Here is a 14,606-nt window from a genome sequence, read left to right as displayed (position 1 = left end):
ACCGTCTGGTGCACGTGGATCGGCTCCACGGGGGTTTCTCTAGGGCGTTGCGCCGGGGACTGGATCGGAAGCTGGAGTCTGTCAGCCGTTCGCCTGCTGCTCCATCCGCAGACAATGCACCACCCGCCCATCCCCCAACCTCGTCTCCCCCGGATAGTCCCGAGCGCATGCCTCCATGGCCTCCGGGCAGCGCGGGTGGAAGTAGCAGCCCGTCGGCGGGTTCGCGGGTGAAGGCATGTCCCCCTCCAGCCGGATGATCTGCCGCCGGCTGGCCGGGTCCACCACCGGTACGGCGGACAGGAGCGCCCTGGTGTAGGGGTGACGCGGATCGTCGAGGACCGCGGCGACCGGTCCCTGCTCGACCACCCTGCCCAGGTACATGACCGCGACCTCGTGGGCCAGGTAGGCGACCACCGAGATGTTGTGGGTGATGAAGAGATAGGCGAGGCCGAGACGGTCCTGGAGGTCCTTCAGCAGGTTGAGGATCTGGGCCTGGACCGAGACATCGAGCGCGCTGGTGGGCTCGTCGCAGACGATGAGCTTGGGCTCGACCGCCAGCGCCCGGGCGATGCACAGACGCTGGCGCTGGCCGCCGGAGAACTCGTGGGGGTAACGCTGTGCGGCCTCGGGGTTCATGCCGACCAGGTCCAGCAGGTCCGCCACGCGCTTGCCGCGCCCGGCGCGGGTGCGCTCGATCCGCAGGGCCTGCAGGCCCTCGCCGATGAGGTCGCCGACCAGCATCCGCGGGTTCATGGAGGCGAAGGGGTCCTGGAAGATGATCTGCAGGTCCTTGCGGTAGGGCCGCATCCGCCGGTAGCCCAGGCCGCGCAGTTCCCGGCCCAGATAGCGCACGGACCCGCCGGTGGGGGCGGTGAGCTGGAGGATGCCCTTGCCGGCCGTGGTCTTGCCGCAGCCGGACTCGCCTACCAGGGCCAGGGTGCGGCCGGCCTGGAGGTGGAGCGAGACCCCGTCCACCGCCCGAACCTGGCCGACCACGCGGCGGAAGACGCCGCGCTGGATGGGGAAGTGGACGGCCAGGTCCTGGACCGTCAGGAGGTCGCCGGTGGTCGCCGACGGTGCTGATGCCTGCGAGTGTGCTGGGACCGGCGCGGTCGCGGCTGGCGCGGGCGGGACGCCCGCGCTCCTGTGGCAGCGCACGCCGCGCCCCGCGGCGAGGGCCGTCCAACCCGGTGCCTCGGTGAGACATTCGGGCAGGACCTCGGTGCAGCGCGGGGCGAAGCGGCACCCGACGAAGGGCTGATCCAGCGGCGGCACGCGCCCGGGGATGACGGCGAGTCGGCCCTGGCGCTTGTCGGCCCCCGGCAGGCTCGCCATCAGCCGCCGGCTGTAGGGGTGGGCGGGGGCGGCGAAGAACTCGGCGACCGTCGCGGTCTCGACGATCTGACCGGCGTACATCACGGCCAGCCGGTCGGCGGTCTCGGCGACCACCCCCAGGTCATGGGTGATGAGCAGCACGGCCATGTCGGTGGTGCGCTGCAGGTCCTTGAGCAGTCGCAGGACCTGGGCCTGGATGGTGACGTCCAGCGCCGTGGTGGGCTCGTCGGCGATCAGGAGATCGGGGTCTCCGGCCAGGGCCATGGCGATCATGACCCGCTGTTTCATCCCGCCGGAGAGTTGGTGCGGGTACTCGCCCAGGCGCCGCGCCGGGTCCGGGATGCCGACGGCGTCCAGGAGTTCCAGCACCCGGTCCTCCACCAGCCGCCGCGGCCGGCCCTCGTGGACGCGCACCGCCTCGCCGATCTGCTCGCCGATGCGCAGCACCGGGTTCAGGGAGGTCTGGGGCTCCTGGAAGATCATGGCCATGCGCCCGCCGCGCCAGCCGCGCATCTGCGCCTCGGTCAGACGCAACAGGTCGGTGCCGGCGAGGTCGACGGTGCCGGCGGCGATGCGCCCGCCGGGGGGCAAGAGGCGCATCAGCGACAGGGCGGTCATGGACTTGCCGCAGCCGGACTCACCGAGCAGGGCGAAGGTCTCGCCCCGGTGCAGGCGCAGCGCCAGGCCCTCGACCACGCGCGCCGGGTGGGGGCCGGTGCCGATCTCGGTCGTGAGGTCCGCGACTTCGAGGAGGATGTCAGTCATGTCGTGCCGGTCTCGGTGCTTCGTTGCAGCAGGAAGATGGTTGTCCGCAAATAAACGCAAATGGGACTTTGGATTCGGTGATGCTGACGGCATCAGCAACAATCTCGGTCGGTCTCAGGGTTTCCCTCCCTTGCTCTGCGTTCTCCGCGTCTCGGCGATTTGTCTGGGTTTTTAAGATAATGCGTCGGGTTGAGGCGCGGGCAGTCCAAGGACGGCCTTGGCGTTGAGGGTGGTCTTGGCGGCCAGCAAGTCCGTCGGCTCGCCGCGCACCTGCGCCAGGGCGGCGAGGACATCCGGCAGGTATTCGGGGCTGTTGCGCTCGCCGCGATGCGCGGCCACGGTCAGGTCCGGGGCGTCGGTCTCAAGGACAATGGCGTCCAGCTGCAGGGCGGCGGCCAGGGCGCGCAGCTTTGTGGAGCGCTCGAAGGTCAGCATACCGCCGAAGCCGAGCGCAAAGCCCAGGTCCAGATAGCGGCGCGCCTCTGCGATCCCGCCGCTGAAGGCGTGGGCGATACCGCCGCGCACCGGGCAGCGCTTGAGTGCCGCCAACACCTGCTCGTGGGCCTTGCGCACATGCAGCAGCACCGGCAGGTCGGCGGACCGGGCAATCGCGAGTTGGGCCTCGAACAGGGCCTGTTGGCGGTCCCGATCCAGTTCCCGGACAAAGTAGTCGAGCCCGATCTCACCGATCGCCAGTGGCCGCTTGTCCACGATGGCCCGTTCCAGGGCCGGGAGGTCGGCATCGCGGTGCTGCTCCAGATAGACCGGGTGCAGGCCCAGGGCCGGGTAAAGCGCCGCATCTGTCTCACACAGCGCCAGCAGCCCCGGCCAACCCGCGCGGTGGATGGCCGGGATCACCAGTTGCGCCACCCCGGCGGCGCGGGTGCGCACGAGCACCGCGGCCCGGTCCGGGTCGAACTCGGGGCAGTCCAGGTGGCAGTGGGTGTCGATCAGGTCCATGCGGCCGGCGCTCTTCAGTCGCGCCCGCCGGCGGCGCGCACATAGATCGCCTTGTGGGGTCCGCGGCCCACCACCCGCTCCTCCAGGGTGAAGAGACCGATTGCCTTCAACAGGCCGCTCAGTTTGGCATAGCCGTAGTTGCGCGAGTCGAACTCGGGACTGCGCTTGACGATGGCCGAGCCCATGGCCCCCAGACCGGCCCAGCCCGCGTCATCCGCGACACTGTCGGCGGCGCTGCGCAGCAGTGCCACCAGACGGGTGTCGCCCTTGAGCTCCTTGGCGGTCGTCCGGGAGCTGGCATCGCTTGCCGCCTCTTCACGCAGCACCTCGGTGTAGACGAACTTGTCGCAGGCCGCGACGAAGGGCCCCGGGGTCTTCTGCTCGCCGAAGCCGTAGACGGTCATGCCCGATTCGCGCAGGCGCGAGGCGAGCCGGGTGAAGTCGCTGTCGCTGGAGACGATGCAGAAACCATCGACGTTGCGCGAATAGAGCAGGTCCATGGCGTCGATCATCATGGCCCCGTCGGTCGCGTTCTTGCCCGTGGTGTAGCGGAACTGCTGCATGGGTTGGATGGAGTGCTTGAGCAGGGTCTCCTTCCAGGAACCCAGGTTGGGCAGTGTCCAGTCCCCATAGATGCGTTTGACGTGGGCGGTGCCGTACTTGGCGACCTCCGCCAGCAGGCCCTCGATGATGCTCGCCTGGGCGTTGTCGGCGTCGATCAGAACGGCGAGCTTGTGGTTGGCGGGATCAGACATGGCGGCTCCTATGCGGATAATCACTCTTTCCGGGGTTCAGGTGCGGCGGGGGCGAGGGCGCGACCGGACCGCCCGGCGGGCGCCGTCACCACATCAGGTCGTCCGGGACCTGGAATTCCGCGTAGGGGTCGTCCGCGGCGGGCTTGGCGGTGGACTGGTTGTGCACCAGCACCAGGCTGGCGTCGCGCTCGCGCAGGCGCAGCGCGATCTGCGTCGGCACCAGCTCGTAGAAAGTGTCCTGCCGCACCAGGGCCAGGCGCCCGTCCACCAGGCGGGCGTGCTGGTCCCGGTTGACATAGAGCCGCTTGAGCGTGGTGCCGTCGGTGAAGTTGTAGGCCAGGTCGCCGCCCTCGCGGACCACACGGTGGGCATGGATCAACTGGCGGATGTCGTTTTCCCGGGCACGCTGCTGCGCCTCTTCCTGTTGTCGCAGGTTGAGTTCCCGGTCCTTGCGCGCCTTCTCGGCCTGCGCCTCGGCGGCCGCCCGGCGCGCCGGGTCGTCGGCCGCGGCGGCCCGGCCGCCGGGCTGCTTGACGGTCTTGCGCTTGTCCGTGCGGGTCTCCTTGAGCCGATGCTCGCTGACCAGACCGGCCTTCAACAATTGCTCTTGAAGCGAGTTACCCACGATGCCACCACCCTTCATGATGGGCCGGCGCGGCCCCGAGGGCGTAGAGCATCCGATAGCGGGGGCGCCGACGCAAGCGCGGCACGCTCAAGGCCGCGCCCGCGGACGGCGCGCCCGGCGGCAATGCGCAATTGGGCTGGCTCGCGCGTCCTGGTAGAATCCCCGCTCATCGGCCGTCGGTCAGGGTCGGCGGCGGCCCCCTGGGGTCCCCGGGGAGCCCGCTACCGGCTGCCCCTGGGCTCAACCCCCTGACCAGCCACCAAGGTACAGCGCCAAACATTCGCCGCGAGTGTATCAGCCGATCCGCGTCCACTCGCCCCCCAAATCCCGGAGTCCCACTCATGTCAAACTGCCGCCGCCTTGTCTCCCTCTTGACCCTTGCCCTGCCGTTGGCCGTCGCCCAGGCCACTGACGTGGGGTATGTGGACATGCAGCAGGTGATCGAAAAGAGCAAGGTGGGGGCCAAGGTCCAGGAGCAACTGCGCAAGGACTTCGAGCCCAAGGCCAAGCCGATCGGCGCGGAGGAGCAGTCCATCCGCGAGGCCCAAAAGAGTCTGGCGAAGGAGTCCGCGTTGATGAGCAAGGAGCAGGTCGAGAAACGCCAGGCCGAGATCAAGAAACGGATCGCGGCCTTCGAGGCGGCCGCCGCGCCCTTCCAGCAGGAATTGATGAAGGCCCAGAAGGAGCGGGGCCGCGAGGTCCTGGAGCCGGCCCAAAAGGCGGTGGAGGCCATCGCCAAGCAGAAGAAGCTCGGCATGATCGTGGAGCGCAGTCAGGCCGGCGTCGTCTATCTGGACAAGTCGCTCGACATCACCGACGAGGTGATCAAGCAGATGGACGCCAACACCAAGTAGCCACGGCGCCCGCGCGCCCCATTGTGACCAAGGTATTTCAACCCGGTCCCCCTGGGGTAGACTAGCGGCGCACCCGGCGGTCACGTCCGGGTGCGAGTGCCGGGCCAGGCGTCCGGGGCGCGCACGCGGGTCCCGGCTGACCGCGACGCACCGAAGCCGGCCCTGCGGCCGGATCGGCTCCCCAGTCTCGTGGTCCGGTTACCTGATCTGGTTACCTGATCCGGCGACGGGACCCGACCGACCAGACCCCATCCATCGACCCACCGCCGCGTCGCGTGGTGGGCATGAACCTGAAGAGGAACGGCTCCAATGCTTGGCGAACCCCACAACCTCCTGCACGAGTTTCCGGAGTTGGAAGGTAAGATCGAGGGCCTGCGCGCGTCCAACCCGGACTTTGCCCACCTGATGAACGATTACGACGACTTGGACGCCCGCGTGCGCCAACTCGAGGAGTTGGGTATCCCGGTGGCCGACGAGACCATCGAGGAGTTGAAGAAGGAGCGACTGGTGCTCAAAGACCGCCTCTACCGCATCCTGCGGGGCTGACGGGGGCGCCCGGGGGCCGACCGTTGTCGTTGTCGTTGTCGTAATCGTGGTCGGATTATTCGATTACGACAACGACAACGACAGCGTACCCGGGATCCCGGTCACCACATCAGATCTGATCGCACCCGGCGCGGCGCGCCGTCTGGACATCCGGTCCCCGGGGTGGAACCATGGCGGCAACTCCACCCCGCAGCGAGAGCGTCATGGACTTCCGTATCCTTCCCGTCACCCCCTTCCAACAGAATTGCACGCTCCTGTGGTGCACCGCGACGCGCCGCGCCGTGATCATCGACCCCGGCGGCGAGGCGCCGCGCATCCTGCGCCTGATCGCGGAGCTGAAGCTCGAGCCCGAGCGCATCCTGTTGACCCACGGACACCTGGACCACGTCGGCGCCACGGCCGAGCTGGTCGAGCACCTGCACCTGCCGGTGTGCGGTCCCCACCGCGACGACGCCTTCCTGATCCGCGGGCTGGATCGGCAGTGCGAGATGTTTGGCGTCGCGCCCCTGCGCCCCTTCGAGCCCGATCAGTGGCTGGAGCAGGGCGACACCATCCCGGTGGGCGAGGCCACCCTGCAAGTCCTGCACTGCCCCGGGCATACCCCAGGGCATATCGTCTTTTTCCACGCCGCGGGGAAACTGGCCCAGGTCGGGGACGTGCTGTTTGCGGGCAGCATCGGGCGGACGGACTTCCCGCGCGGCAACCACCGGCAACTCATCGAATCCATCACGCACCGACTCTTCCCCCTGGGTGACGAGGTGCGGTTCATCTCCGGACACGGACCCATGTCGACCTTCGGCACCGAGCGCCGCACCAATCCCTTCGTCGGGCTGGCGGCCGCGGGTGACGGCCTGGACGACGCGCCCTTGTAGCCCCGGCGCGCGGATCAAACCCCGGCCCCCGGGGCCGCTCGGGTACAATGCCGGGTTAAGGAAACAGCCGCGGACTGAGTGCAGATGCTATTCGATCGCTTTCTGAAGAAGACGCGCCAGGCTATCGAGCAGAGAAGGCCGCCGGAGAACCTGCTGGAGCTGGCGCTGGGCCGCGGTGATCGCGGCGTCAGGCTTGACGCGCTGCGACGCCTGACGAGCCTGCCGCACCTGCGTGCGATCCTCACCGATGACGATGACGCCGCCGTGCGCGAGATCGCCTTCGCGCGTTATCGCAGCCTGCTGGCCGGCACCGAAGGGGCCGAGCTGTCGCTGGCCGACCGGCTGGCCGAACTCGCCGCGGTCGCGGACCTGCGGCTCCTGGAACACCTGGCGCGTGAGGGGACGGACGGTCCGGTGCGCCGCGCCGCGATCGAGCGGATCGCCAGCCCCGCGGTACTGGCGGACTGCGCCCTGCATGACAGCCTGACCGCCAATCGGGGCGCGGCCGTGGCCCGGCTCGAGGACCGGCAGTGCCTGGAGCAGGTGGTCCGGCAGATCGGCAAGAAGGACAAGGCGGTCTACCGCGTGGCGCGCGAGAAACTGCGGCGCCAACTCGAGCGCGACGAGGAGCCTCGGCGCATCGCCGCCCGGTGTGCCGACCTCTGCGAGCGGGCGGAGCGTCTGGGCCACCTGCAGCAGTGGACCCAGGACCGCGCCCTGCTCGAACACCTGGACGGCCAGTGGGCCCAGATCGCCGCCCAGGCCGAGCCGGAGTGGGAGCGCCGCTACGGCGCCGCCCGCGCCCAATTCATCGCCGCCGAGGCTGCCTACCGGGCCGCCAACGCCGCCCAGCTCGCGGCCCAGGAGTCACGCACGGCGCTGCGGGCCGCGCGCGAGACCCTGATCGTCGAGGCGGCGGGGATCGCGGCGCTCGACGCCGCGGCGGCGATCCGCACGGCTCGGGACCTCGTGGCCGCCGCCTGGAAGGACCTGGAACCCCTGCCGGACGCCGAACAGCGCGGCCTCGACCAGCGTTTCAACCAGCACCTCGAGGCCGCGCAGACCGCGTGGCAGACGCTGACCGAGCGCGGCCGCCAATGCGAGCGGCTGCGCAATGTCGTCGCCCGGGCCGAACAGGTCCTCAAGGAGTCCAAGCCGCTGGACCTGCCCCAGACCCTCGCCCTCATCGAGCAGGGGCGGACCCTCGCCCTGGGGCTCGCGGCGGACGCGAGCGCCGCGCAGCCGTGCGCCGCCTTCAGCGCGCTGGTCGAGCGCCTCCAGGCGCGACTCCAGGGCCAGCGGCGGCACGCCGAACAGCGCCTGGCCGAGATCCCCGCCCGCCTCGACGCGCTCGCCGCGCTGGTGGAGGCCGGCGAACTCAAGAAGGCCGATCCCATCCACCAAAGCCTCCAGGCCGCCCTGGACCTGATCGCGTCGAGCGGCCTGCCCAAGGGCGCCACCGCGGACCTGGGGGCCCGGCTGCGCGCCCTAAGTCCGCGGCTGCGCGACCTGCAACACTGGCGCCGCTGGGGCGCGGACCAGCACCGCGAGGCCCTGTGCGCGGCCATGGAGGCATTGTGCGGGCAGGACCTGCCCTTGGCGGCGGTGGCCGAGCGTCTGCATGTCCTCAAGACCGACTGGCAGGAGGTGGAGCGGGCCGGCTCCCCCGCCAACAAGCCACTGTGGGAGCGCTTCCACCAGGCCTCCGCCGCGGTCGCCGAGCGGGTGCGCCCGCTGCTCGCGCTCCAGGCCGCGGAACAGGACAGCAACCGCGCTGCCCGCGAGCAGGTGTGCGGCGAGCTCGAGACCTTCCTGTCCCGGATCGACTGGGAGCGGGTGGAGTGGAAGCGCGTCATGCGTGCCGAGCGTGAGGTCCGCCACGCCTGGTCCCTGATCGGCCCCTGCGAACCCCGTGAGCGGCGGCGGCTGGAACGCCGCTACCATGAGGCCATCACCTCCATGGACCAACGCCTCGAGGCGGAGCGGGCGCGCAATCAAGGCCTCAAACGCGGCCTGATCGAGCGCGTGCGAACCCTCGCCGAGCACCCGGACCTGGACGCCGCCATCAACGAGACCAAGGACCTTCAGCGCCAGTGGTGCACCACGGTCCCGGCCCGGCAGCGCGACGAGAACCGCCTGTGGCAGAGTTTCCGCGCCGCCTGCGATCTCGTCTTCGAGCGCCGGGCGGCGCAGCACCAGGCGCAACGCGGCGAGTTGGCCGCCAACCTGGCCGCCCGCGAGGCCCTGTGCGACGAGGCCCTGGCCTGCGCCGAGTCGCAGACGGACCCGCGCCGTCTGGCTGCGGCCCAGCGCGACCTTGAGCAACGCTGGCGGGAGGCCGAATCCATTCCGGTCCCGCGGCCCGCCGTCGCCGCCCTGAATCGCCGCTGGCAAGAGGCGCTGGGGCGGCTGAACCAACGCCGCCAGGCGCTCGAAGACGTCGCCGGGCGCGCGCTCTTCGACCTGCTGATCCACCGGGCGGCCCTGTGCGAGGCCCTGGAGGAGCGCCTGTTGGACCCGGCGGCCGCCCCCGTCGACCCAGGTCTCGGCGAGCAGGAATGGGCCAGCCTGCCGGAACTGCCGGACCGGGGCCAGCAGGAGGCACTCGAGGAGCGCCGCCGCGCCGCCCTGGAGGCCGCGACCGACCCGGCGCGACTGGCCGCGCTGCACGACCTTGCCGTGGCCAACCGCGAGCGGCGCGAACGGCTGTGCCTGGAGTTGGAGGTTGCCGCCGGGGTGGAATCCCCCCCGGCCCTGGCCCAGGAGCGGTTGCGGCTCCAGGTCAGCCGACTCGCCGAGCGCATGAGCGAGGGCGAGGCGGACAGCCTGCGCGGCGCCGCCGACCTGCTGCGCGCCTGGTATCTGCTGGGCCCCGCGCCCCGTGACGCGGCCCTTCAGACGCGGGTGGAACGGGTGCGCCAGGCCCTGGCGGTCGGGGCGTCGGGCGGTCGGGCGGCGGAGTCGGAAGCCGGCTGAGCACCCGGGCCGCGACGGGCCGCACGGGGGAGCGCGGTGTTGGAATTCACCACTGCGCAGCTACTCGGGGCCGGCTCCGACTTGCGCAAGAACCGGGAGCTGTTCCCGATGCTCACTGGAGCATCACGATGAGCACTGACGCCCGGGAGCCGGAAGCGACACGGCGTGAGCGCCGGTCCGACGAAGGTCCTGAGACGGGTTACTGTAATCGCTCGGCCGTGCGTCGCGGCGCGCTGGGTCGTCCCGGTTCTGCTGCAATCGCCTCGGCGCGATCCTCTGCGATGCGTGTGCGCGTGCGTTCCCGCAGCGCTGCCCGGCGGTTTGCGGCGGCCCGTGTCGGACGCAGGATGCTCGTCAGGTTGATCATGGTGTACTGTTTCAGTCGGGATTGATATAACCGAAAAATAGCCGCTGCGACGATCCTGTCAATTAGGGTTTTCCCTAGGTTGTGGTGGTCCGTGTCGACCTCACCTGTGACGCCGCCGTTAGGTCCGGGCCTGACGCCGCCCCCTGGGCGACCTTCAAGGTACCTCTTTTGCGGGCGTCGTTCTGTGTCGCACCGCACGCTCGCACCATGGTGACGGTGCCGGTCCCTGTCTGCCCTGCTGGATCAGGCGCATGAGTTCGGTCTGCCGTCCGGCGCGGCGGCCGGGGCGCGCAGTTCGGGCGGCAGTTGCAGTGAGATCGAGTCCGCCCAGGCGATGAACTCGGCAAGACTGACGCCATGGCGGTCGTCGGCGCCGAAGCGCCGTTTGATGGCCTCGGTGATGAGGTTGAACCGGCCGAAGGTCGCCGCGGCGGGAAAGGTCGCGGCATCATCGGCGTCGATGCTCGCCGGTTCGATGCCGAGCGAGAGGGCGGCGAGCTTCCAGGGAGAGGCGGATTTGATCCGCTGCCAGTAGGCCCATCTGGGGGGCTTGGCGGTCGGTCGCGTTGGTTGGTCGCCGTCGGGGCCCGACCGGGCGCCTCCCGACACGGGCTTGAACGGGGCTTTGGATACCCGCAACGGCTTGTCGTTGCTCACTGGCTGCGCTCCTTCTCGATGCAGTTCTCAGTCAAAAGGCGGGGCGGGGGCGCCGCCGGGGGGCGTCGGTGCGGGCCCTGCCCGAGACCCGACCGGGCCCGCCGGGCCTCGCCTCCGGGAACCGTCCAATTTACCCGATCCGGGGTTGGCGGGGTACCGCGGCGATGGTCGCGCCGGGCCGGGTAGCTGAACAACAGGCCGCGCTCGCCCGCCGCCGCGCCGCACCGAGATTGGGCAGGTATTCGATGCGACCTGGCGTAGCCCGGATGGAGCGCAGCGGAATCCGGGGACAGCCTGGAAAAGGCCAGGTGCCGCAACCACTTCAGAGGCTCAATCCTGGCGCTGATGGGACGACGAGATCATGACGACCGATATGGGCAAACCTGTCTGGTTCATCACCGGTTGTTCGACCGGTTTCGGGCGCGAACTGGCGCTCCACACCCTGCGTTTGGGCTACCCGACGGTGGTCACCGCGCGCCACCCGGCCCAGGTCGCGGAACTCGTCGCCGGTCATGCCGACCTGGCCCTGGTCCTGCCTTTGGACGTGACGGTTCCCGCCCAGATCGCGGCCGCGGTCGCCGCCGCGCAGGCGCGGTTCGGCCGGATCGACGTCCTGGTCAACAATGCCGGGGTCGGTTATTTCGGCTCCCTGGAGGAGAGCGACCTGGACGCGGTGCGCGCCATGTTCGAGATCAATGTCTGGGGCTTGGCAGCGATGACCCGCGCCGTGCTCCCGGGGATGCGGCAGCGCCGCGGTGGGACTGTGGTCAATCTCTCGTCCGTGGGGGGGCTCGCGGCCTTTCCGGCCTTGAGCTTCTATAACGCCTCAAAGTTCGCGGTCGAGGCCCTGTCTGAAGCGCTGGCGCAGGAGGTCGCGCCGCTCGGCATCAAGGTGCTGCTGGTCGAGCCCGGGCCCTTCCGGACCGACTGGGCAGGGCGCTCGGCGGCCCAGGCGCAGCGCTCCATCCCGGACTATGACGCGACCGCCGGGGCGCGCATGGCGATGATCCGCGGCTACAGCGGTCAGCAGCCGGGCGATCCGCGACGCGCGGCGGCGGCGATCGTGCAGGCGGTCGAGGCGCAGGACCCGCCGCAGCGGCTGCTGCTGGGTCGGATGGCACTGGACGCAGTGACCGCCAAGCTGGCGGCGATGACGCGGGAGTTCGACCAGTGGGCCGCGGTCAGCGTCGCTGCCGATTATCCGCCGGACGAGTTGTAGGGCGCTCCCCGCACCCCGGACCTTTATCATGGCCTCCGGCGGTCGGTGCCAGTGCGCCGGTCCGGAGACAACGTTGCGGATGGGGCGAATGCCCCGTCCGGCATCGTGCGAGCGGCAGGGCGCTGCGCCCGGTCAGCGTGCGTCCTTCCCGCCCGCGCCGCCGACCCCCAGCCGCCGTGCCTGCGTCGCCAGGGCCTCGTCCACGATCAACTCGAAATAGTGTCGGCGGTCCGGCTCTATCGCACCCACCGTATCCCCGTCCCAGTCGCGCACCGGGGCGTGGCGCAGCAGTACCCAATGCATCAGGGCGTCGTCGTCGGTATAGCTGCCGATGAAGAACAGGCTCTCCTGGGCACCGGGGTCGGACAGCCGCAGTTGACCCATGGGCAACTCCTCCTGGAGCTTGAGGAAGGCGGTCTCGTCGAGTTTGACGCCGTTGACGTTGTAGGGCAGCAGGTCGCGCCCCGGGCCGGCGCGCTCCCCGCCGATGGCGTCGCGCACCACGGCCACGCGAAAGGCGCCGTTGGCGGGCCGGAAGCCCGAGCGCAGCAGCAGCCCGGAGCAGGAGGAGAGCCGGTCCGCCTGGTTGATGGCGCTGGAGATCATGATGCGGCGCCCCTCGTCGTAGAGGAAGTTGGGCTCGCGGCGCGAGAATGAGATGCCGATCCCCAACTCCAGATCCGGCAGCTTCAGTTGGCGGTTCCGGGCGTTTTGCACGTTCACCACCTGGAGGATCTTGCGCGCCAGGCGGCAGGCGCGGGCCACCGCCAGCCCCGGTCCGTCATCGACGTACTCGTAGAGTGCGAGGATCACGGCGTCACCCTCCACGAACAGCTTCTCGGCCTCGAACTCCGGCAGGAGGCGATTGACCGGATCGAAAAAGTTCAGGCTGAAGTGGGAGGCGGGGTTGAGCCCGCGGGCGCGCAGTTCCTCGGTGATCAGGGTGGAGCCGCGCACGTCGGCCTTGAGCACCGCGTGGGAGCGGATGCGCCGCGTCTGGGGGCCGCCCTCCCCGCGACAGTGAAACTCGTGCAGGCTGCCGTTGGAGCGCGACAGCCGGGCCTCGTCATCGGTTTCCAGCAGGCGGATGGCGTCCAGGGTCTCGAAGGTCTTGTAGGCGAGCTTGAGATCCCGGCGCAGCGTCAGGAAGTCGACCAGATAGTGGCCGATGAGGTCCAGGGCCGCGGCCGGCGTCTGGCGCAGGCGCAGCGCCTGCAGCCGCTCCAGGGTCTGGAGCACGGCCAGCGGGTCGGGGCCGCCGCGCAGGGCGGCCAGGCGCTGCTCCAGCCGCCGCCGGGTCAGGCGGCCGTCCGCGTAGTCCAGGACCAGGGACAGCGGGAACGATTGACCCAGTTGGGTGCGCAGGCCGGGCAGGGCATAGGTGATCTCGATCGCCCGCCGCCGTCCGTCGTCCTGGAGCCCGGCCGCCACTTCTTCCAACAGCTCGCGCCGCCAACGCGCCCAGTCCGGGGGCGGCGGGCGGGCGGGGGCGGCCGGGGTCTGGGACCTGACCAGGGCCTGGGTCTCGCCGGTCCAGTTGTGCCGCGCGGTTTCGGGGTCCAGCAGCAGGCGCAGATTGGCCGGTTCGTCCAGCCAGGAGGTCAGGCCCTGTTGGTACTCCTCCCGCGCCACGAACCGCTCGAGCAGGATCTCGGTGGCGACGAAGCCGCGCAGTTGGCCCTGATCCCGGCGCTCCTTGGGGTGACCGGGGGGCTGGGCCGGGGGCGCGTCCTCAGCGCCTTCCCCGTCGCCCGTCATCCACCCGGGCAGCCAGGGGGCGAAGGTCTGGGTCAGACACCGCCCGGTCTGGGCCAGCCAGTCGCCGATGGCGGGCCCGGCAAGCCAGCCCAAGGGATAGTCGCCGGCCAGGGCCAGCCCCTCCCCGGGGTCGGGGATCAGCAGGATCGGGTTGAACAGCAGGGTGTCGGTGACCGGCCACGCGGCGCCGAGCACCGCGCTGCGGACGTTCTGCAGCCGCGTGCTCTCCAGCTTGCGGACCTCGCGGAACAGGAGCTGTCCGACGCGCCGCTGGATGCCCTGGGCCTGGCGGGTCACCAGCACCAGTTGCTCGTGCAGGTCCGTGCTGAGCGCCGCATCCGTGGCCAGGTCGGACTGGAGTTGCGTCTTGAGCGTTTCCTGCAATGATTGGGTCTCTGCCGCCACCAGTTGCAGCAGGTATTTGAGTACGGCGAACTGGAGCAGCAGCGCGTTGTCGCGGGGGTCGCGGCCGGGGTGACGCTCCAGGGCGCAGTCGAACAGTCGCAGATAGGTGTCACGCAGGGCCGCCAGGTCCTCGGCGCCGACCAGCTGCTCCGGGATGCGGCGTGAGAGGCTGGCCGCGTCCTCGCGGACCAGCTTGCGGATCGTCTCCCCGGCCTGGGTGAGAAAGCGCGGGCTCAGCAGACAGTCGATGTGCGCGTTGTCGATGCCCTTGCCGAAGGCCGCAAGCGAAATCGCCCAGGGGTCGGGACGGACCAGGGGTGCGAGGACTTCGGCAGGGCTGGGACGCCAGGGCATAGTGGTCGGGGGACGGGTCCGGGGGGCGGTGGTGAAGGGACCAAGGCGTTCGCGTGGCGTCCTTGGGTGAATCCGGGGTGCACCAATGCGGTCAACGGGGGATCATACCGGTTTCGACCACTGCCGGTCGCCGAAATGCCCGGCCCCTTGGATCGGCC

11 protein-coding genes are annotated in these 14,606 nt (G+C 70.2%); 5 read left to right on the top strand and 6 right to left on the bottom strand.

The annotated features are described in order from the left end of the window. Window positions 1-81: 81 nt before the first annotated feature. The 4 genes from THSYN_RS25660 to THSYN_RS25645 all read right to left on the bottom strand — a co-directional run bounded on the left by THSYN_RS25660 (window position 82) and on the right by THSYN_RS25645 (window position 4,440). The gene (locus THSYN_RS25660) at window positions 82-2,100 is read right to left on the bottom strand and encodes an ABC transporter ATP-binding protein (RefSeq protein WP_100921624.1); all 2,019 of its coding nucleotides are present in this window, start codon (window positions 2,098-2,100) and stop codon (window positions 82-84) included. Window positions 2,101-2,271: 171 nt separating this feature from the next. Beyond that, complete coding sequence (locus THSYN_RS25655; protein ID WP_100921623.1) at window positions 2,272-3,060, bottom strand: TatD family hydrolase; 789 nt, start codon at window positions 3,058-3,060, stop codon at window positions 2,272-2,274. A 14-nt stretch (window positions 3,061-3,074) separates the two neighbouring features. Further along, a complete protein-coding gene (locus tag THSYN_RS25650) occupies window positions 3,075-3,815 on the bottom strand; it encodes an NYN domain-containing protein (RefSeq protein WP_100921622.1) in 741 nt (246 codons plus the stop codon). A gap of 85 nt (window positions 3,816-3,900) precedes the next feature. After that, a complete protein-coding gene (locus tag THSYN_RS25645; protein WP_100922606.1) occupies window positions 3,901-4,440 on the bottom strand; it encodes a DUF2058 domain-containing protein in 540 nt (179 codons plus the stop codon). A 341-nt stretch (window positions 4,441-4,781) separates the two neighbouring features. Here THSYN_RS25645 and THSYN_RS25640 point away from each other — a divergent pair, with 341 nt between their 5' ends. The 4 genes from THSYN_RS25640 (at window position 4,782) to THSYN_RS25625 (ending at window position 9,688) form a co-directional block, all read left to right on the top strand. After that, window positions 4,782-5,294: an OmpH/Skp family outer membrane protein gene (locus THSYN_RS25640; protein WP_236848698.1), complete on the top strand. Its 513-nt coding sequence runs from the start codon at window positions 4,782-4,784 to the stop codon at window positions 5,292-5,294. 309 nt (window positions 5,295-5,603) lie between these two features. Further along, window positions 5,604-5,840, top strand: coding sequence for a YdcH family protein (locus tag THSYN_RS25635; RefSeq protein WP_100921621.1), 237 nt, complete (start codon window positions 5,604-5,606; stop codon window positions 5,838-5,840). 203 nt (window positions 5,841-6,043) lie between these two features. Continuing rightward, a complete protein-coding gene (locus tag THSYN_RS25630; RefSeq protein ID WP_100921620.1) occupies window positions 6,044-6,712 on the top strand; it encodes an MBL fold metallo-hydrolase in 669 nt (222 codons plus the stop codon). 84 nt (window positions 6,713-6,796) lie between these two features. Beyond that, entirely contained in the window at window positions 6,797-9,688 is a 2,892-nt protein-coding gene (locus tag THSYN_RS25625) for a DUF349 domain-containing protein (protein WP_100921619.1), read from the top strand. Window positions 9,689-10,298: 610 nt separating this feature from the next. Here THSYN_RS25625 and THSYN_RS25620 read toward each other — a convergent pair. Further along, complete coding sequence (locus tag THSYN_RS25620; protein ID WP_100921618.1) at window positions 10,299-10,712, bottom strand: hypothetical protein; 414 nt, start codon at window positions 10,710-10,712, stop codon at window positions 10,299-10,301. Window positions 10,713-11,073: 361 nt separating this feature from the next. Here THSYN_RS25620 and THSYN_RS25615 point away from each other — a divergent pair, with 361 nt between their 5' ends. Beyond that, window positions 11,074-11,931: an oxidoreductase gene (locus tag THSYN_RS25615; protein ID WP_100921617.1), complete on the top strand. Its 858-nt coding sequence runs from the start codon at window positions 11,074-11,076 to the stop codon at window positions 11,929-11,931. Window positions 11,932-12,063: 132 nt separating this feature from the next. On the opposite strand, the gene THSYN_RS25610 is transcribed toward THSYN_RS25615, so the two are convergent. Continuing rightward, window positions 12,064-14,448: a hypothetical protein gene (locus tag THSYN_RS25610; protein ID WP_100921616.1), complete on the bottom strand. Its 2,385-nt coding sequence runs from the start codon at window positions 14,446-14,448 to the stop codon at window positions 12,064-12,066. Between the last annotated feature and the right edge of the window lie 158 nt (window positions 14,449-14,606).

It is taken from the genome of Candidatus Thiodictyon syntrophicum (assembly GCF_002813775.1).
Classification (GTDB): Bacteria; Pseudomonadota; Gammaproteobacteria; order Chromatiales; family Chromatiaceae; genus Thiodictyon; species Thiodictyon syntrophicum.
Note: the sequence above shows the minus strand (reverse complement) of the source record. Positions and strands in the feature narration are given on the sequence as shown.